Below are 18116 nucleotides of genomic sequence, written 5' to 3'. Positions count from 1 at the left end.
TACACTCGCCCCATGACCGAGAACACCGCGACCGTCAGGGACGCACGCGCTCACTTCGCGGAACACATCAACCAGGCCGAGGAGGGCACGCCGACCGTCATCACGCGCAACGGTGCCCCGGTCGCCGCAGTCGTACCGATCGCCGACTTCGAAGCGCTGGAAGACGCGGCCGACATCATGCTGGCCCGCGAAGCGGAAGCAGTTCTGGCCGACGGCGAGCCCACCGTTTCGATGGCCGAACTGCTGGCGGACCTGTTCAGTGAGCGCGGTGAAGGCGCCACATGAAGTACGCGTTCCGGTTCACCGCGGCAGCACAACGGCAGATCCGGGCCATCGACAGACTCGACGCCATGCGCATTCTGACCGCGCTGACCGCACTCGGCGACGACCCGTACCGCCAGGACGCCGACATCAAGAAACTCACCGGCCCGTCGGGCCTCTACCGGCTCCGGGTCGGGAGCTACCGGGTCGCCTACCAGATCAACGACGGTGAACTCATCGTCCTCGTCGTCAAGGTGGGGGACCGGCGGGACGTCTACCGCAACCTGTAGCGGCCCCTCCTACCGCGCCGCGAGCGCCGTATGGAAGGCGATGCCGTCGAGGATGTCGTGCTCGCTGACGACGACCTCGCGGGCGCCCACCCTGTCCATGATCGCGAGGAGTACGAGGGCGCCCGACGCGATGACGTCGACGCGGCCCGCGTGCATCACCGGGATCGCGGCGCGCTCGTCGTGCGTGGCGTGCGTCAGCCGCTCCACGATCTCCTTGACCCGCTCGTACGGGATCCGGGAGTGGTGGATCGCCCGGGAGTCGTAGGCGTCGAGGTCCAGGGCGATCGCGGCGACCGTGGTCACCGAACCGGCCAGGCCCACCAGCGTGCGGGCCTCCTTGAGCGGCACCGTCCGCTCGGCGAGGTCGAGGGCCGCCTCGATGTCGGTGCGGATCGCGGCCAGCTGATCCGGCGTCGGAGGATCGGTGACCACGCCGTCCCGTACGAGGTGACGCTCGGTCATCCGCACGCAGCCGACGTCGACCGAGCGGGCGGCCTGCACCTGGTCCGCGCCGACCACGAACTCCGTGGAGCCGCCGCCGATGTCCACGACCAGGTACGGCGTCGCCATGTCGTCCCGGCCGGTCAGCTCCTTGGTCGCACCGGTGAAGGAGAACTCGGCCTCCTGATCGCCGGTGATGACCTCCGGCTCGACGCCCAGGATGTCCAGGATGCCGCGCACGAACTCGTCGCGGTTCTCCGCGTCGCGGGAGGCGGAGGTGGCGACGAAGCGGACCCGCTCGGCGCCGTGCTCCTTGATGACGGCGGCGTACTCGCGGCAGGCCGCGAAGGTGCGCTGCAGCGCCTCGGGGGCGAGGCGGCCCGTGCGGTCCACGCCCTGGCCGAGGCGGACGATCTGCATCCGGCGGTCCAGGTCGACCAGCGCGCCGGTGGCGGGGTCGGCGTCGGCCACCAGCAGGCGGATCGAGTTCGTGCCGCAGTCGATGGCGGCGACCCTGGTCATGCGCCCTCCCCCTGCGGGACCGCGCACGGCGTCACGCACGGGCCCTTCGCCCACCACTCGGGCAGCATCGCGAGGGCCTCGTCGCCCAGCGGGTTCACCCCGGGGCCCGCGGCCAGCGAGTGGCCGACCAGGACGTGCAGGCACTTCACGCGGTCCGGCATGCCGCCCGCGCTCGGGAAGCCCTCCAGGACCTCGATGGCGTCACGGCGCGCGATGTAGTCCTCGTGCGCGGCGCGGTACGCGGCGGCGAGATCCTGATCGGTCGTCAGCCGCTCCGACATCTCCTTCATGACGCCGTTGGCCTCCAGGGTGCCGATCGCGGAGGCGGCCCGGGGGCACGTCAGGTAGTACGTCGTCGGGAAGGGCGTCCCGTCCGGGAGGCGCGGCGCCGTCTCGACGACGTCCGGCTGCCCGCAGGGGCAGCGGTGCGCGATGGCCCGGAGCCCGCGCGGCGGGCGGCCGAGCTGCTGCTTGAAGGCCTCGACGTCGGCGTCGGTGGGCTCGGTGCGCTCAGTGGTCGGCGGGGGCGTTTCCATGCCTGTCTTTCCATCGGTCGGTCAGTTGTCGGAACGGTCGGCCTTGTCGACGCCGTCCCAGACGTTGGAGTACCAGGGGCGGGCGGCCGCGCCCTGGTCCGGGCGCCGGCTGTGCGCCGCGGCGGGGTCGATCACCGTGAAGCCGGTCTCGCCGGGCATCACGTAGTGCAGCCGGTCGCGGATGCGCTGCTCCGCGTACGCGTCGTCCTGCCAGCGGGCCTTCTCGTCACGCAGCTTCTCGACGTCCGCGTGGTGCTCGGCCTGCTGCCGGCGCAGATCGTCGATCTCGGCGCGCTGGGAGACGTACTGCCGCATCGGATAGGCGAGCGCGACGACCAACGAGCAGAGCACGAGGGCGAGAAGGGCGGCGCGGCCGGTGAGCCGGGAGCGGCGGGCCTGGCGCTTGGTCTGGGAGCGGTAGACGCGCTCGGCGGTCTGCTCGCCGAGCAGCCGCAGGCGGGTCGCGGTGGAGAACCGGTCCTTGGTCCCGGCCTTGGCCATGGTTCCGCCTCCCCAGAGCTGCGCGTATACGTGCGTACGTCCCCGCACACGGTACGGGACCGGGTGCGGGGACGTACGTAACTACTGGTCCGCGAAGCGGCTGTGCCTACTGGTCCGCGAAGCGGCTGTGCCTACTGGTCCGCAAAGCGGAACCGCGGGAAGGCGCTGCGTCCGGCGTAGACGGCCGCGTCGTCGAGGATCTCCTCGATGCGCAGCAGCTGGTTGTACTTGGCGACGCGCTCGGAGCGGGCCGGGGCGCCGGTCTTGATCTGGCCGCAGTTGGTGGCGACGGCCAGGTCGGCGATGGTGACGTCCTCGGTCTCGCCGGAGCGGTGGGACATCATGCACTTGAAGCCGCTGCGCTGGGCCATCTCGACGGCGTCCAGGGTCTCGGTCAGCGAGCCGATCTGGTTGACCTTGACGAGCAGGGCGTTGGCCGAGTTCTCCTCGATGCCGCGGGCCAGGCGCTCGGGGTTGGTGACGAACAGGTCGTCGCCGACGAGCTGCACCTTGTCGCCGAGCTGCTCGGTGATGGTGTTCCAGCCGGCCCAGTCGTCCTCGAACAGCGGGTCCTCGATGGAGACCAGCGGGTACGAGGCGACGAGCTCCGCGTAGTACTCGGTCATCTCGGCGGCCGAGCGGGACTTGCCCTCGAACTCGTAGGAGCCGTCCTTGTAGAACTCGGACGCGGCGACGTCGAGGGCGAGCGCGATCTGCTCACCGGGGACGTAACCGGCCTGCTTGATGGCCTCCAGGATGAGGTCGAGCGCGGCGCGGTTGGAGTCCAGGTTCGGGGCGAAGCCGCCCTCGTCGCCGAGGCCGGTGGACAGGCCCTTCTCCTTCAGCACCTTCTTGAGGGTGTGGTAGACCTCGGTGCCCCAGCGCAGCGCCTCGGAGAACGACTCGGCGCCGATCGGCGCGATCATGAACTCCTGGATGTCGACGTTGGAGTCGGCGTGCGACCCGCCGTTCAGGATGTTCATCATCGGGACGGGCAGCAGGTGCGCGTTCGGACCGCCGAGGTAGCGGAACAGCGGCAGGTCGCTGGCCTCGGATGCGGCGTGCGCGACGGCGAGCGAGACGCCGAGGATGGCGTTGGCGCCGAGCGAGGCCTTGTTGTCGGTGGCGTCCAGGTCGAACATGGCCTGGTCGATCAGGCGCTGCTCGGTGGCGTCGTAGCCGACGAGCTCCGGGCCGATCTGCTCGATGACGGCGAGGACGGCCTTCTCGACACCCTTGCCCTGGTAACGGTTGGGGTCACCGTCACGGAGTTCGATGGCCTCGAAGGCACCGGTGGAGGCACCGGACGGAACGGCGGCACGACCGGTGCTGCCGTCGTCGAGGCCGACCTCGACCTCGACCGTGGGGTTGCCTCGGGAGTCCAGGATTTCCCGGGCTACGACGACGTCGATGGACGGCACGAGCATCTCCTTCTGGGATGTGACGCGTTTACGCGAGCCGCTTCGGCCCTGCGTCTCCTGAGCCTAACCGGCTCCGGGGCTTCAGCCAGCCGACCGCCCGTCCCGTGGGACGGACAAGAGGCGAAATCCCCGGGAAACAGGACGGAAGACCGCGTTTTACTCGCTGGTAGCGAACACGGCGGGGGCGGACATGGCCCCGCCCCGGTGCGTACGGGGGATACGCGCACCGGGGCGGGGAGCCCGTGGGGACGGGGTGGCCGTGCGTCCGCCGAGGCACGGCCGGGTGGGCCCCGAAGGGCCCGGGAGGCTCAGCTGAGGTGCAGCTGCTGGCCCGGGTAGATGAAGTCGGCGTCGTCGATGATGTCGCCGTTGAGCTTGTAGACCTTCTGCCAGCCGCCCTTGACGTGGTGCGACTGGGCGATCTTGGAGAGGGTGTCGCCGGACTCGACCTTGTACTCGCCGTCGCCCTTCTTGACCGTCTTGCCGGTCGGGGTCTCGACGGTCTTCTTGGACTCGGTCTGCGGCGTGGGCTGCGGCTTGGGCGCGGCCTGCTTCTGCTCCGGAGCGGCCTGCTGCTGCGTCTGCTGCGGCTGCGTCTGCTGCGGCTTCTGCTGCTGCGGGGCCTGCTCCTGCTGGCCGCCGCCGCTGCTGGGGGAGGCGCCCGAGAGGCCGACGCCGCAGGACGGCCAGGCACCCTTGCCCTGGCCCGCGAGGACCTTCTCGCCGATCTCGATCTGCTGGGCCTTGGAGGCCTTGTCGGCGGACGGCGCGTACTTGGTGCCGCCGTACGCGGCCCAGGTGGACGGCGAGAACTGCAGACCGCCCTGGAAACCGTTGCCGGTGTTGATGGACCAGTTGCCACCGGACTCGCACTGGGCGACGGCGTCCCACTCGGAGGCGGTGGCGGCGGAGGCCGAGCCGGCCGCCATCAGCGGAGCGGCGACGGCCGCGCCGGTCACACCGACGAGGGTGGCGACGCGCGTGGCCTTGGACGGACGACGGTGCTTGCCCTTGCTGGAAAGCAGCATGAGTTGATCCCCTACACCGACGCCTGCGAGGTGAGCTGTCGGGTTCGGGCCGATGTGGTTGCCCGGTCGCACTTCTCGAGTGCGACTTCACCCCTAGCCGTTCCCGTCCGTCTCGCGGCGCTCAGCCTCTCGGCTGCCCCACCCCTCAACGGACGGACCCGGCACAAACCTTGGGTCCCCCGCTCCTGCCCACGGCGCTCTTGAGCGACGACTGTTCCCGTCCGGCCGTTGGCAGGATTCGGCGTACCGACCGGCGGGGCCCACCAGTGGCGAGCGGTGACGACGGTAATCACGTCTTCCACACAATTTCAAAGACGATCAGGGCTTCTGAGACCCATGTCTCACTCGCGCCAAAGCGGACATACGACGCGAAGACCCCGCCCGACTCTTCGTCAACTACCGTTACTTTTCGCCCAGATCGAGGCTCTGACCGGGGAGGATGAGGTCCGGGTCGCCGCCGACGGTCTTCTTGTTCTCGGCGTAGAGCTCGTGCCAGCCGCCGTCGACGTCGAGGTCGTCCGCGATGAGCGAGAGGTTGTCCCCGGAGCGCACCGTGTACGTCCCGTCGGCGATGCCACCGTCACGGTCGGCGCCGCGCGACGCGTGCCGCCCCGGACGGTCGCCGCCGGCCCGCTCGCTCTCGTCGACGCCGCCGCGGTGGCGTCCCGCCGACGCGCCGTCCGAGCCCTCGGCGGGCGTGGTCGACCCCTCGGAGCCGGACGAAGCGGGGTCCTGCGACCCGGACTTGCCGTCGGCGTCCGCGTCATCCGCGTCATCCGCGTCGGCCTGGTCGCCCTTGCTGTCCTTGCCGTCCTTTTCGCCGGACTCGTCGTGATTCTTGTCTCGCGCGTCGTCGGCCGAGCCGGGCGTGTCGTCGTCCGCGGACGGTTCGCCGGCGTCCGAGGACGGGTCGGCCTTCTCGCCCTTGTCCTCGCCCTTGTCCTCGTCCGTGCCCTTGTTCTTGTCCGCGGAGTCCTCGGAACCCTCGGTGTCCTCGGAGTCCTTCGAACCGTCGGCCTTGTCGCTCCCGGTCGGGCCGGTGGAGTCGGACGTGTCGTCCGGGGTCTGCGGGAGGGGGGCTCCGGGGTCGACGTCGGCCGCGGCGCCGCCGTCGGTGAGACCGGCGATCGGCGCGCAGCTCGGCCAGGCGTCGGTGCCCTTGGCGTCCAGGACCTTCTCGGCGACGGCGATCTGCTGCGACTTGGAGGCCTGGTCGGCGCTGGGCGCGAACTCGAGGCCGCCGTGGGCCTCCCACGTGTCCTGGGAGAGCTGGAGCCCTCCGTAGTAACCGTTGCCCGGGTCGGCGCTCCACGCGCCGCCGCTCTCGCACTGGGCGAGCTTGTCCCACGTGGCCGTGTCGGCCGCGCTCGCGCTGGTGGCGGCGAGCAGCGGGATGGCGATGGCTGATCCGGTGACGCCTGCCGCGACGATGAGAGCCGGGGCCTGGCGGGGGCGTCGGTGACGACCATGACCGGAGAGCATGCGGTTGCCTTTCAGGAGACTGCGGCGACAACTGGGGCGCCCGGGGGCGCTCAAGTCGTCGTGAACGTAGCCGCAGTCGAACGCTTGTCACAAGTCGATGCAGCGGAGATCACGTGAACATCACAGTCGTGACGGCCCGTCAGTCACGGCCCTGGGGCTGTGCGTCCGTGAACTCCACCGGCAGCGTGCGCAGTCCCCGCATGATCAGTCCGCCACGCCACCGCAAATCGGCGGGATCCGCCGCGAGTTGCAGGTCGGGAAGGCGCCGCAGCAGCGTCGCGAGGGCGGTCCGGCCTTCGAGCCTGGCCAGCGGTGCGCCGAGGCAGTAGTGGATGCCGTGGCCGTATCCGAGGTGCTGATTGTCACGGCGGGAGAGGTCCAGGGTGTCGGCCCGTTCGAAGCGGTCGGGGTCGCGGTCCGCGGCGGCGAGGACGACGAGGACGGGGTCGCCCGCGGCGATGTCCTGGCCGCCGATGCGGACCGCCTCCGTCGCGTACCGCCAGGTGGCGAGCTCGACGGGGCCGTCGTAGCGCAGCAGTTCCTCGACGCCGGTCTCCAGGAGCCCGGTGTCGCCCTCGGCGAGCGCCCGCTGCAGCCGCGCGCGCTGCTCGGGGTGGGTGAGGAGTGCGTACAGGCCGTTGCCGATGAGGTTGACGGTGGTCTCGAAGCCGGCGAAGAGCAGGATGAAGGCCATGGCGGCGGCCTCGTTCTCGGTGAGGTGCTCGCCGTGGTCGGAGGCCTTGATGAGGCCGGAGATGAGGTCGTCGCCGGGGTCGAGGCGCTTTCGGTGGATGAGCTCGGCGAGGTAGCCGCGCATCTTCTTCACGGACCGGGCCACGCCGCCGCGGGGCCCGCCGCCGTGCCGGATCATCATGCCCGCCCAGTCGCGGAAGTCGTCCTGGTCCTCGCGGGGGACGCCGAGCAGGTCGCAGATGGCGTAGATGGGGAGCGGGAAGGCGAACTCGTGGATGAGGTCGGCCGTGCCGCGGGAGTCGCCGCTCCTGGCGACGATCGCGTCGATGAGCTGGTCCGTCAGTTCCTGCACCCGGGGCGCGAAGGCGGCCACGCGGCGCGGCGTGAACGCCTTGGAGACGAGTCGGCGCAGCCGGGTGTGGTCCGGCGGGTCGATGTTGAGCAGATGCGTCATCAGCTCGGCCTTGCGCTCGCCCGGGATGCCGGTCTTGCCCTTGGCGTGGGCGGACTCGTCGTGGTGCGCCGGGTTCTTGCTGAGCCGCTGGTCGGCGAGGGCGTCCCGGGCGTCCGCGTACCGGGTGACCAGCCAGGCCTCCACGCCGCTCGGCAGGGTGGTGCGGTGCACCGGCGAGTTCTCCCGCAGCCAGGCGTACGCCTGGTACGGGTCGGTGGCGAACTCCCAGCTGAAGAGCTCGGGCCGCGGCGAGCCTCCGGCGGCGGGGCAGGGGGTGACGGCTGGGGGCTGCTGGTCGTGCATGGGGTCGACGGTATCTGTTTATGCGGGCCTGTCCGACCCTTCCCTTCGTCGCCCGGAGGGCGGCTTCGCGACGCGGAAGAGAGAGTGGTCGGACGGGTCGGACAGGTCTAGGGGGGCGTCGGGCGGAGTGGGCCCTTGAGGCGGCGGGTGGCCGACTCGTCGCCGGCTGCCCGGGCGATGCGGAAGTAGTGGACCGCCAGGTGCTGGTGGACCTGGCCGAGGAGGGCCGCCGCGCCCGGCTCGTCCGCGTCGGCGGCGGCCGTGAGATAGGGGACCGCCTCCGCGTAGGCGACGCGGGTGGCGAGCAGGTGGCCCAGCGCGGCCGCGGCCCGGGTGTCCCCGCGGCCCGCCGCGTCGCGGAAGAACCCCTCGGCCCCCGCCAGGTCCCCCTCGTCGCGGGCGAGCCGGCCGAGCCACAGCAGGGCGTGCACGTCCCCGCTCGCCGCGCGCGGCGTGAGGGCGAGGCGGAAGGCGGCGGCCAGCGCGTCCAGTTCGGCGGTGTCGTGCGGCTCCAGCTCCCGGTACGCGCGGATCCACGCGCTGTCCGGCAGCGGCTCGGTACCGGCGGACCGGGCCGCGTCCGCGACCAGCGACCCGCACGCCCGCCAGGTGCCGGGCCACTCGCCGGGCACGAGCAGCCCGCTCACCCCGTGCCGGAGCGCGGCGGCCCAGGCCAGCGCCGCGTCGAGCTCCTCGCGCCCGGCGTCGTCCGCCCCGGACTCCTTCCCGTACTCCGCCTCGTACTCCTCCTGGAACCGCGTCAGCAGCTTCGGCGTGACGCCCCGGGTGAGCCCGCACCGCGCGAGGTCGATCGCCGCGCGCACCAGCAGGTGCCCGAGCGGATGCGGGCCGCCGCGCCGGGCGGACCTGCGCCACTCGTCCCACAGTTCGGGCCCCACCGCCAGGTACTCGGTCACGCCGAGCGTGCCGCGCCACCGCACGGCGTCCACAAGGCGCGGGTCGTCGGCGGCCGCGAGCCGCGTCAGTTCCGCCGCGCTCCAACGGCACGTCAGCTCGACGGTGGCGGCGGCGCTGAGGACGCGCGAGGCCGGGCCCGCGCCGAACCGGTGCGCGTCGTACGCCTCGTCGCGCATCGTGGCGAGCACCAGCACGCCCTCGTGGGTGAGCCGGGCGAGCAGGCCCGCGGTGAGGCCGTGCTCGCCGAGGTGGTCCTCCAGGTCGTCGAGCCACACCACGTGCCGGGCCGTGGGGGCGCGGTCCGGGATCCTGCCCGGCAGATCGCGCAGGTCGGTCCCCGGCTGCGGGGCGTGGACCCGGGCGTCGTCCCCGGCGCCGTGCTGCAACGCGGCCCAGGCGGTCATCGTCTTGCCGGAGAGCGGCTCACCCGTGACGACGACCAGACCGCCGTCGGTCACGGCGAGCGTGATCATCGCCGACAGCTCACGGTGGCAGTCGCGTTCGACGTACGGCGGCAGGCGCTGCTCGAAGCCGAAGCGGCGCGCGGGGCGGACGCCGGGGGCGTGCCGGCGCAGCGCGCCGACGCGGGGCCAGCCGTCCGCGCCCTGCGGTTGCGGTGCGCCGCCCGCGTAGTTGTTCTGGACGCCGATCACCTGGCCGCCGGGCCCTGCGGCGCCCGCGCCGACCTCGACGTGATCACGGCCGGCCCGGGGCGACGTCAGGTGCAGGCCGCCGCTGATGACCCCCGACTGGATGAGGTACTCGACGGCGCTTCGGGACACGCTGTTGTACGGGCTCGGGGGCACGCCGTTGTACGGGGCCGGGGGCACGCCGTTGTACGGGCCCGGGGGCACGCTGTTGTACGGGCCCGGGGTCGCCGGGCCGACGGGCGCGCCGGGTGGCGGAACGGGCGCCGGTCCACCGGGCGGTGGCGGAAGGGACGGCTCCGGTAACCCCGTCGGGTCGGGCGACTCCGGCGGGGGCGGGCGGCGGAACAGGCGGCTCGGCTTGCGCGGCGCCGAAGCGTCCCGCGGGAGCCGCGCGAGGTAGGACAGCGGGGTGCCGCAGACCTCGCAGAAGGTCGGCTCCCACGCGCGGTGCCCCTGCGGACAGAGCACGGACCGGCTGACGATCCCGCCCCCGCCGAACTCCGTCACCAGCGCCAGGAGTTCCGCCCTCACCTCGTGCGGCCGCCGCGCCGGGGCGGACGCCGCCGCGCACAGGTTCCGGTACCAGCGCGCCTCGAACTCCCGGGGGTCCGCGCCGGCGCGGGCGAGCTGCCGCGCGGCGACGTCCAGCATGAGGCCGTCACCTGCCGCGACGCCCCCGGCCAGCAGGAACCGCGAGAACCGGGGCCGCGCCTCGGCCCACCGCCGCGACCCCATCGCGGCCACCAGGGCGGCGGTCGCCGAAGCCGCCAGCTGCTCCCACTCCGGTTCCACGCGAACCCCCTCCGTAGCCGAACGGCTCCAGGGAGCAACGGTACTAGCGCAGGTCCGCCGCTCCCCCGCCTTCGGCGGCACGGACCGCGTCGCGATAGGCCCGCGCCGCGACCCGCAGCGCCGCCTCCGGGTCGACGCCCTCCGCCTCGGCCCGGAGCGCCAGCGCGAGGAGTTCGTACCCCACGCCCTCCCCCGTCGGCGCCGTCACCTCAAGCCCCTCCGTGCGCGCCCGGGACGCCAGCTTCGCCGTGAGCGCCAGGCCGGGCTGGCCGAGCGGGACGCCCTCGGTGACCGAGGTGCGCTGCTTCTCCTGCGCCTTGGTGCGCAGCCAGTGGGCCTTGACGTCCTCCGGGGTCCGCGCCGACGCGTCGCCGAAGACGTGCGGATGGCGGTGGATGAGCTTCTCGACGATGCCGCCCGCGACGTCGTCGACGGAGAACGGCGCGTCCTCCTCCCCCGGGCCGCCCTCCTCGGCGATCCGCGCGTGGAAGACGACTTGGAGCAGGACGTCGCCGAGCTCCTCGCGCAGCTCGTCCCGGTCGCCCTCCTCGATCGCCTCGACGAGTTCGTACGCCTCCTCGATCGCGTACTTCGCCAGGCCCTCGTGGGTCTGGCGCGATGACCAGGGGCATTCCTCGCGGATCCGGTCCATCACCTGGACGAGGTCGAGCAGGCGCGCGCCCGGCAGGTCGTACGAGGCGGGCAGCAGCTCCAGGTCCGGCATGGCGACCCGGCCGGAGCCGGCGAGCCGGGCCAGGCCGTCGGTGAGGGGGCTCTCGCCCTCGGCGGTGGCGAGCACCAGGACCGTGCGGCCGCCGGCGCAGGCGTCGACCAGCTCCTGCGCGGTGGGCGCCGCCTGCTCCACGCGTACGCCCGCCTCGCGCAGATACGGCAGCTGCGGGTGGTCGGCGTCGCCGCACAGCACCGCGTCGGCCGCGTGCAGGGCCTGCCAGGCGGGCCAGGACAGCAGGCCGGGCGCGACGCGGTGGCTGGTGGTCAGCAGGATGACGCGGCCGACGGAGGCGCCGGGGCCGTCGGGCGCGTGGAGTGCGTCAAGCGTCCGGGAGGCGTCGGGGGCGTCGGCCGGGGGCGGGGTCTCGGTCTCGTTCACCCGTCGAACGTAACCCAGCCCGCCGACACCACCCGGCCGGTCAGGCCCGCTGCTCCTGCTGGGACGCCCCGGTCTCCGAGACCTGCCGCAGCCACGGCGTCTTCGTGTCCATGCGCTTGTTCTTGTCGACGTTCCACGCGCCGTAACGCGGGTTCAGATCGATGTCGAGCTTCTTGGAGGCGCCGGAGAGCGCCTTCCAGAACTGCGCCTGGCCCTGCGGCGAGTTCATGTCCGCGCCCAGCTTCCGGGCGAGCTTCTGCGCCTCGATCTCGGTCCGCAGGCTCTCGTCGAGGCGGGCCGGGGCGACGCTGTACTGCTGCAGCCAGCCGCGCTCCAGGGCCTTGCGGCCACCGGCCTGCTGTTCGAGCCCGGTGCGCATGGTCTGGATGTCGCGGCGCGTGACGTCGACGCCGGCGTCGGTGGCCGCGCGGTGCAGCACCTTGTCCAGGACCATGGTGTGCAGCGTGGAGCGGGTGAGGCCACCGGACTTGGCGATGGCCTGCGAGTACTGCGCGTCGTCGGGGACCGCGGCACGCTGCGCGTCACGCACCTCGTTCACCCGGCCCTCCAGCTGCGCGACCGTGATGCGGTCGCCGCCGACGACGGCCGCGGCGCCTGGGTGCGCCTCGCTGCCGCAGGCGGTCAGGAGGGGGGCCGCGGCGACGGCGGCCGCGGAGAGGATGAGCGCTGTGCGACGACGGCGGTGCAAGGAAGCCTCCCGTTGGAGATTGTGCAAATCGCTGCGGCGCGCTAGCGCCTCCACCAGGGGCGGTGGTCGGGCGACGGGCGGGCGCACAAAGTCTTGCGGTGATCGATGGTAGGCAGTGGCCGTCGTCTCGGCCAGCCATTCGACACCTATTCGACCAACGATTTCCCGGGGGTTGGGGCACCCTCGCCCGCCGTACGAGCGCGGGCCGCGCACATGTCCGAAGCGGTGGTCTCCGGGGAGCGGGCGCCTTGCGGCGTGCGGGCGCCTAACGACGTGCGGGCGTCACACGGTGTGCCGGACCCAGACGTTCGGCTCGACGTACACGCCGTAGCCGCGCGCCGGTTCGCAGTGCACCGGCACCAGGGCGCCCGGCACCTCGACCGGGCCCTCGGTGTCGAAGGGCAGTCCGGTCCACTCGCGCCACTGCGCGGTCGACCCGGACACCGTCATGGAGGCGTGCGCGACCTTGTCGATGACGCCGCCCGCCCGCACGTGCACCCGCAGCCACGGGTCGTAGGGGAGACCGTCCTCGCGGGTGCGGTACGCGTACTCGTCGATCGGTGCGGCCGGTTCGAGGTGCTTGGCGTTGGGGCGTACGGGCGCGACGACCTCGGAGAAGCCGCGGGCGCGGGCGTTGTCGCGCATGGCCGCGAGCATCCGTCCGGAGAGGCCCTTGCCGCGCGCGGTCTCGTCGACGGTGATCTCGATGGCGCTGACGGTGTCCGCCCGCTTGCCGTGCCGCAGGTCGGAGAAGGCCCACAGCATGACCTGGTCCCAGCCGCCGTCGGGCAGTTCGCCGCCGGTGCGTTCGCGCAGGGCGAGCGGGACGCTGAAGGCACGGGCCAGAACTTTTGCGTCACCGTCGCCGGCGCCGGTGGAGGCGTCCTCGTCGGTGGCGACCAGGACGTACTCCGGGAGTTCCGCGACGATCCGGCCTATCAGCGACCAGCCGACGGGGTCGTGCAGGATGAACTCCGGCCAGTCCTCGGCCATGCGCCAGGCCGGGCCCACGAGGTCGGGCCGCTCGGCCAGGGTGGTGATCTTCAGGTCCATGGGGCGGACGGTACGGGGTCCGCGGGGCAGGTGGGAACGGGTTTTCGTGCGGGGAGGCGTCCTCGAGGCGACGGACCCGGGCGGCCGGACCCGTGTCCCGCCCGCGCGGAAGATCGTTGGGGCAGTGCCCGCTGCCCGGTGAGAACTCAGGAGACGAAGGCATGTCACAGATGGATGAGGCGTCGGTGCGGAGTCTGCGGCGTCCGGAGCTCCCGGAGGAGTTGGTGGCGCTGCTGACCGGCCACCTCGACGTGAAGGTCGAAGCCGACCAACTGTCTCCCGCGACGACCTTCGAGAGCCTCGACATGGATTCGCTGTCGCTGATGGAGATGGTGATCGCGGCAGAGGAGGAGTTCGGGATCGTCCTGCCCGAGAACGCGCTCGACCTGCGCCCGGCCTCCACCCTTGGCGAGGCGGCGCAAGCATTCGAACGTGCGCTCTGACATCGCGGTCACCGGGCTGGGCCTGGTGACCCCGGCCGGCCGGACCGCGGAGGCGAACTGGACGGCTCTGTGCCGGGGCCGCTCCCTGGCCGCCGCGGACCCTGAACTGGAGGGGCTTCCCGTCGACTTCTCCTGCCGGGTGACGGACTTCGACGCGGACAAGGAGCTCGGCCGCGCATCGGCGCGACGGGTGGACCGCTTCATCCAGTTCGCCCTCGTCGCCGCCCGTCGCGCCGTCGCTGACGCCGGCCTCGACCCCCGTACGTGGAACGCGGAGCGGGTGGGGGTCGTGCTGGGGGTCGGATCGAACAGTCTGAGCACCTACGTGGGCGAGTTCGGTCACCTCGGTGCGGAGCGGCCCGACCGCGTCTCGCCGCTCGCGCTTCCGCGCAGCGTTCCCAGCATGGCCGCCGGTGAGGTCGGGATCGATCTGGGAGCCTCCGGACCCAACTTCACCACCGCCAGTGCCTGTGCCTCGGGTGCCACCGCGATCGGAATCGCCCGGGACCTGCTGCGGTCGGGTACGTGCGACATTGTGCTGGCTGGCGGCAGCGAATCCGCTCGCTCCCGAATGACGGCCACCTGCTTCACCCGGATGCGGGCGCTGTCCCGGCGCCGGGAGGAGCCCGCCCTGGCCAGCCGGCCGTTCGACGCGCGCCGCGACGGCTTCGTCCTCGGCGAGGGGGCCGGTGTCCTCGTCCTGGAACATGCCCGCGCCGCCCGTGCCCGCCGGGCCCCGGTCCAGGCACTCCTGACGGGGTACGGCGCCGGAGCCGACGCCCACCATCCCATCGCCCCGCATCCGCGCGGAGACGGAGCGGTCCGCGCCATCCGCGCGGCGCTGGCGGACGCGGGACGCGGACCGGATGACATCGCCCACGTCCATGCGCACGGCACCTCGACCCCGTTGAACGATGCGGCCGAGGCCAGGGCTCTCACCCGGGTCTTCGGTGACGACGGGCCGCCGGTCACCGCGTCCAAAGGCGTGATCGGACACGCGCTGGGGGCGGCCGGCGCCATCCAGGCGGCGTACACGGTCCTCGCCCTGCGGCACGGGCTGATCCCGCCGGTGGCGAACTTCCAGGGCCAGGACGGCGATCACAAGCTCGACATCGTCACCGGGCGGCCGCGGCCCACGCACGGCGGGACGGCCCTCAGCTGTTCCTTCGGGTTCGGCGGCCAGAACGCGGTCCTGCTGTTCACGGCTGCCCCCTAGTGCGGGCCCCGCACCCGCACGCAGACCCGCGGAGGGCCCACCCGGCGGTGCGCCGTGCCTGGCTGATCCTGGCCTGCGCCGTACTGGCGGCGGTGTGCGCGGCGGCGCTGACGCCGGCCGCCTTCTCGGCGCTGAGCACAGGCGGGGCGGTCGCCACGGGTACCGAGGCCGAACGCGCCGCCCGACAGGCCGAACGGCTCGGCGTGCCCTCACCCGATCTCGTCCTGGCCCTCTCCCAGCGCCCCGGCACCGGCCGCAAGGGCGCCGTCCAGGATGCCGCCACCGCGGTGCTGCGGTCCCTGGAGGGACGCAGCGACGTCAAGACCGCCTGGTCCGCGCGGACCACGCCGGCCACCTGGCTGCGGTCGAACGACGGCCGCACCCTGCTGGTCCCGGTACGGCTGCGGGGGACCGACGAGGAACGCAAGCAGGCGGCCCACCGTGTGGTCGCCGCCGCCCGCGCGGCTGCCCCGGAAGCCGACGTACGGCCCAGCGGCGCCACCTGGGCCAACCGGCAGATCGACGAGCGCGTCGAACACGACCTGCGGAGGTCCGAACTCCTGGCCGCCCCGGTCCTGTTCGTCGTCCTCGTCCTCGCCTATGGCTCGGTGGTCTCCGCATTCCTGCCCGTGATCGGGGCCGCGCTCACCATCGGCTGCGCCATCCCGGTCCTGGGCCTGTTCGCGCAGGTCGTCGACATCTCGCGGGTCGCGGTGAGCGCCGCCTGCGCGATCGGGTTCGGTCTGGCCGTCGACTACAGCCTCTTCCTGCTCGCCCGGGTACGGGAAGAGCGCGCGCGAGGCGCTGACCTGGACACGGCGCTGGCAGCCGCCCGGCACACCAGCGGCCGATCAGTGGCGTTTTCGGCCGCCGCCGTCACCGTCTGCCTGGCCGGCGCCCTGACCGTCCCGGTGCCGATGCTCCGCGCCCTGGCCCTGGCCGGCATGACCGTCGCCGTGCTCGCGGCCCTGGTCACCCTGACGGTGCTTCCCGCCTGCCTGCGCGTGCTGGGCCCCCGAGCCCAGGCCTGTGATCCACTGGCCCGGTGGCGACGTACCCGTATCGGTGACGAAAGCCGCTTCTGGCGCCGCGCGGCCTCCACCGTCACCGCCCGGCCGCTGATGGCCGGAGGTCTGTCACTCCTGCTCCTGGCCCTCCTCGCGCTGCCGTCACTCCACGCGCGCCTCGGCATCGTGGACGAACGCACGCTGCCCTCGTCCGCCCCGGCCGCCTCGGCGGCGCAGCGGGTGCGCGCCGACTTCACCGCACCGCCCGAGCGGTTCCTCACCGTGGTGGTGACCGGCCCCAGGGCGGCCGGGGGCGCCGTGGCCCACGGTGAGCGGCTGGCCCGGCTCCCGGGCGTCACCGCCGTCCGCGTGGCGTCCACGTCTCCGGCAGCCGAGGGGGCCGTGCTCCTGGCGGCCACATCCGCTGCCCCCGACACCCGAGCGGCACGGACGACGGTGCGGCAGGTACGGGGGGCCTCTGCACCGGGGAGTGTCCTGGTGGGCGGACGCGCCGCGGAGATCACTGACACCGCGCACCGTGTCCTGGACGCCCTCCCCACCTGCCTGCTCCTGCTGGGAGCGGGCCTGATGCTCCTGCTGACCGCCTTCACCCGCACGGTCGTCGCTCCCCTGAAAGCGGTGGCCGTCGCCGTAGTGAGCCTCGGCGCGATCCTGGGGGCCTTGGTCGTCCTCTTCCAGGACGGCCACGGCAGCGCCTTGCTCGGCGGCTTCACCACGACGGGTTCGCTGGACGCCTCCGTACTCCTGTTCGTCCTGTTCATCGCCCTGGCCCTGTCCGTCGACTACGAGGTCTTCCTGCTCGGCCGCATCCGGGAGGAGTTCGATCGCCGCGGCGACAACCACGCGTCGATCGTCGAAGGCATCGCCCGCACCGGTCGCCTGCTGACGTCCGCTGCGGCGGCCGTGGCCGTCTCGACCGCCGCGATGGCCACCTCGCAGGTCGCCCTGCTCAAGTTCATCGGCATCGGGGTCGCGCTCGGCGCGCTCGTCGACGCCGTCCTGGTACGTGGGGTGCTGGTACCCGCCGTGATGGCGGCTCTGGGCCCCCTCAACTGGTGGTCCCCTGCCCGTATCGGGTCCCGGTCCGGGATCGTCGCAGCCGACAAGAAAGGCGGGGCTGATCCAGATGCACCAGGCTCCCCATGACCGCACCCGACCACCGACGGCCACCGCCCCACGAGTGGCCGCGATCCACACCGTCTTCCCGCCCTACACCTACCCCCAGCGTGAGATCCTCGCCACTCTGGCCCGCACCACCGCGCTGGAGTCGCCAGCGGGCGCGCTCGTGCTCCGCAAGATCGCGCACAACTCGGGCATCGACACCCGCTCCCTGGCGCTGCCGCTGGAGAAGCTGGTCGAACTCGCCCGCCAGCAGGACTTCACCGAACAGAACCGTCTGTGGCTCGACGTGGCACTCGACCTGGGCGAGCAGGCCATCACCGGCACCCTGCGCGCCGCCGGCATCCGCCCGCAGGACGTCGACGCGGTGATCACGACCACCGTCACCGGCATGACCGTGCCCTCACTGGAAGCCCGCCTCGCCCACCGAGTGGGGCTGCGGCCCGACGTCAAGCGCATCCCGCTGTTCGGCAGCGGATGCGCCGGCGGCGCCGTCGGCCTGGCCCGGCTCCACGACTACCTGCTGGCCCATCCGGACCAGGTCGCCGTCCTGCTCGCCGTGGAACTCACCAGCCTGACCTACCAGTTCCACGACACCGCCGTTGCCAACATCGTCGCCGGCAGCCTCTTCGGCGACGGCGCCGCGGCAGTCGTCGCCACCGGAGCCCAGCGGAACGGTGCTTCCCATGGGCCCGCGCTGGTGGACACCCATAGCCTGTTGCTTCCCGGCACCGAGGACGTCCTGGGCTGGGACATCGGCTCCCACGGCCTGCGCGTTCTGCTGGCGCCGGAGGTCCCCACCCTGACGGAGGAGCACCTGCCCGCAGCCCTCCGTCCCCTCCTCGAACGGCACGCGCTGACGCCGGACCACATCGCCGGCTGGATCATTCACGGCGGCGGCCCGAAGGTCTTCACCGCAGTGGAGCGCGCTCTGCGCCTGCCGCCGCGCGCCCTGGAACTCACCCGGCGCTCCGTCGCCGAGCACGGCAATCTCTCGTCCGTCTCCGTGCTGGACATCCTGCAGGCCGCCATGAAGGCACCCCCACCGCCGGACAGTCCCGGCGTGGTCGCCGCCATGGGTCCGGGCTTCGCCATCGAACTGGTCCTCCTCAGCTGGTAGGCGGCCGCCTCGGCCGGCAGGCCGC

At 72.7% G+C, this 18116-nt stretch carries 17 protein-coding genes and 1 riboswitch; of the genes, 6 read left to right on the top strand and 11 right to left on the bottom strand.

Going from position 1 to position 18116, the window contains the following annotated elements; translation table 11 throughout:
* The first annotated feature begins 12 nt into the window (after positions 1-12).
* Positions 13-285: a type II toxin-antitoxin system Phd/YefM family antitoxin gene (locus ACFYO9_RS23270; protein WP_355807339.1), complete on the top strand. Its 273-nt coding sequence runs from the start codon at positions 13-15 to the stop codon at positions 283-285.
* Positions 282-551, top strand: a complete 270-nt coding sequence (locus ACFYO9_RS23265) for a type II toxin-antitoxin system RelE/ParE family toxin (protein ID WP_358776261.1) — start codon at positions 282-284, stop codon at positions 549-551. The genes ACFYO9_RS23270 and ACFYO9_RS23265 overlap by 4 nt, the downstream gene beginning before the upstream one ends.
* A gap of 9 nt (positions 552-560) precedes the next feature.
* Here ACFYO9_RS23265 and ACFYO9_RS23260 read toward each other — a convergent pair whose 3' ends face one another.
* From ACFYO9_RS23260 to ACFYO9_RS23210, 11 genes are all read right to left on the bottom strand, one after another.
* Positions 561-1514: a Ppx/GppA phosphatase family protein gene (locus ACFYO9_RS23260; RefSeq protein WP_358776263.1), complete on the bottom strand. Its 954-nt coding sequence runs from the start codon at positions 1512-1514 to the stop codon at positions 561-563.
* Entirely contained in the window at positions 1511-2050 is a 540-nt protein-coding gene (locus ACFYO9_RS23255) for a DUF501 domain-containing protein (protein ID WP_358776265.1), read from the bottom strand. The genes ACFYO9_RS23260 and ACFYO9_RS23255 overlap by 4 nt, the downstream gene beginning before the upstream one ends.
* Positions 2051-2071: 21 nt before the next feature.
* Positions 2072-2551 carry a septum formation initiator family protein gene (locus tag ACFYO9_RS23250; protein ID WP_355807347.1) on the bottom strand — a complete coding sequence of 160 codons (480 nt, stop codon included), beginning with the start codon at positions 2549-2551 and terminating at the stop codon, positions 2072-2074.
* A gap of 131 nt (positions 2552-2682) precedes the next feature.
* On the bottom strand, positions 2683-3972 hold the full coding sequence (eno, locus tag ACFYO9_RS23245; protein ID WP_355807349.1) for a phosphopyruvate hydratase: 1290 nt from the start codon (positions 3970-3972) through the stop codon (positions 2683-2685).
* 308 nt (positions 3973-4280) lie between these two features.
* Positions 4281-5000: a transglycosylase family protein gene (locus ACFYO9_RS23240; RefSeq protein ID WP_358776267.1), complete on the bottom strand. Its 720-nt coding sequence runs from the start codon at positions 4998-5000 to the stop codon at positions 4281-4283.
* A 4-nt stretch (positions 5001-5004) separates the two neighbouring features.
* A riboswitch (cyclic di-AMP (ydaO/yuaA leader) is annotated at positions 5005-5174 on the bottom strand.
* A 228-nt stretch (positions 5175-5402) separates the two neighbouring features.
* On the bottom strand, positions 5403-6482 hold the full coding sequence (locus tag ACFYO9_RS23235) for a transglycosylase family protein (protein WP_358776269.1): 1080 nt from the start codon (positions 6480-6482) through the stop codon (positions 5403-5405).
* 139 nt (positions 6483-6621) lie between these two features.
* The gene (locus tag ACFYO9_RS23230) at positions 6622-7932 is read right to left on the bottom strand and encodes a cytochrome P450 (protein WP_358776271.1); all 1311 of its coding nucleotides are present in this window, start codon (positions 7930-7932) and stop codon (positions 6622-6624) included.
* Positions 7933-8039: 107 nt separating this feature from the next.
* Entirely contained in the window at positions 8040-10292 is a 2253-nt protein-coding gene (locus ACFYO9_RS23225; protein WP_358776273.1) for a hypothetical protein, read from the bottom strand.
* 43 nt (positions 10293-10335) lie between these two features.
* A complete protein-coding gene (locus tag ACFYO9_RS23220) occupies positions 10336-11403 on the bottom strand; it encodes a nucleoside triphosphate pyrophosphohydrolase (RefSeq protein WP_358776275.1) in 1068 nt (355 codons plus the stop codon).
* A 40-nt stretch (positions 11404-11443) separates the two neighbouring features.
* Positions 11444-12112 (bottom strand): SurA N-terminal domain-containing protein, encoded by a 669-nt coding sequence (locus ACFYO9_RS23215; RefSeq protein WP_358776277.1) that lies wholly within the window; start codon positions 12110-12112, stop codon positions 11444-11446.
* Between the two features lie 282 nt (positions 12113-12394).
* Complete coding sequence (locus tag ACFYO9_RS23210) at positions 12395-13165, bottom strand: N-acetyltransferase (RefSeq protein ID WP_355807363.1); 771 nt, start codon at positions 13163-13165, stop codon at positions 12395-12397.
* A 161-nt stretch (positions 13166-13326) separates the two neighbouring features.
* Between ACFYO9_RS23210 and ACFYO9_RS23205 the strand changes: the two genes are divergently transcribed.
* Genes ACFYO9_RS23205 through ACFYO9_RS23190 form a run of 4 tightly spaced genes read left to right on the top strand, consistent with a single transcriptional unit; the run spans position 13327 to position 18091 of the window.
* Positions 13327-13608 carry a phosphopantetheine-binding protein gene (locus ACFYO9_RS23205; protein WP_355807365.1) on the top strand — a complete coding sequence of 94 codons (282 nt, stop codon included), beginning with the start codon at positions 13327-13329 and terminating at the stop codon, positions 13606-13608.
* Positions 13598-14824 (top strand): beta-ketoacyl-[acyl-carrier-protein] synthase family protein, encoded by a 1227-nt coding sequence (locus tag ACFYO9_RS23200; RefSeq protein WP_355807367.1) that lies wholly within the window; start codon positions 13598-13600, stop codon positions 14822-14824. Before ACFYO9_RS23205 ends, ACFYO9_RS23200 begins: the two co-directional genes overlap by 11 nt.
* Before the next feature lie 47 nt (positions 14825-14871).
* The gene (locus ACFYO9_RS23195) at positions 14872-16998 is read left to right on the top strand and encodes an MMPL family transporter (RefSeq protein ID WP_355807369.1); all 2127 of its coding nucleotides are present in this window, start codon (positions 14872-14874) and stop codon (positions 16996-16998) included.
* Positions 16979-18091, top strand: coding sequence for a type III polyketide synthase (locus ACFYO9_RS23190; RefSeq protein ID WP_355807371.1), 1113 nt, complete (start codon positions 16979-16981; stop codon positions 18089-18091). Before ACFYO9_RS23195 ends, ACFYO9_RS23190 begins: the two co-directional genes overlap by 20 nt.
* Positions 18092-18116: the final 25 nt, after the last annotated feature.

It is taken from the genome of Streptomyces sp. NPDC005863 (assembly GCF_042871345.1).
Lineage (GTDB): Bacteria > Actinomycetota > Actinomycetes > Streptomycetales > Streptomycetaceae > Streptomyces.
The sequence above is the reverse complement of the archived record's forward strand: the minus strand, read 5'-3'. Positions and strand labels throughout refer to the sequence as shown.

Bases quoted from the DNA above. Each gene is read 5' to 3' on its own strand.
- ACFYO9_RS23270 (WP_355807339.1), top strand. From the start codon at position 13: ATGACCGAGAACACCGCGACCGTCAGGGACGCACGCGCTCACTTCGCG.
- ACFYO9_RS23265 (WP_358776261.1), top strand. From the start codon at position 282: ATGAAGTACGCGTTCCGGTTCACCGCGGCAGCACAACGGCAGATCCGG.
- ACFYO9_RS23260 (WP_358776263.1), bottom strand. From the start codon at position 1,514: ATGACCAGGGTCGCCGCCATCGACTGCGGCACGAACTCGATCCGCCTG.
- ACFYO9_RS23255 (WP_358776265.1), bottom strand. From the start codon at position 2,050: ATGGAAACGCCCCCGCCGACCACTGAGCGCACCGAGCCCACCGACGCC.
- ACFYO9_RS23250 (WP_355807347.1), bottom strand. From the start codon at position 2,551: ATGGCCAAGGCCGGGACCAAGGACCGGTTCTCCACCGCGACCCGCCTG.
- ACFYO9_RS23240 (WP_358776267.1), bottom strand. From the start codon at position 5,000: ATGCTGCTTTCCAGCAAGGGCAAGCACCGTCGTCCGTCCAAGGCCACG.
- ACFYO9_RS23235 (WP_358776269.1), bottom strand. From the start codon at position 6,482: ATGCTCTCCGGTCATGGTCGTCACCGACGCCCCCGCCAGGCCCCGGCT.
- ACFYO9_RS23230 (WP_358776271.1), bottom strand. From the start codon at position 7,932: ATGCACGACCAGCAGCCCCCAGCCGTCACCCCCTGCCCCGCCGCCGGA.
- ACFYO9_RS23210 (WP_355807363.1), bottom strand. From the start codon at position 13,165: ATGGACCTGAAGATCACCACCCTGGCCGAGCGGCCCGACCTCGTGGGC.
- ACFYO9_RS23205 (WP_355807365.1), top strand. From the start codon at position 13,327: ATGTCACAGATGGATGAGGCGTCGGTGCGGAGTCTGCGGCGTCCGGAG.
- ACFYO9_RS23190 (WP_355807371.1), top strand. From the start codon at position 16,979: ATGCACCAGGCTCCCCATGACCGCACCCGACCACCGACGGCCACCGCC.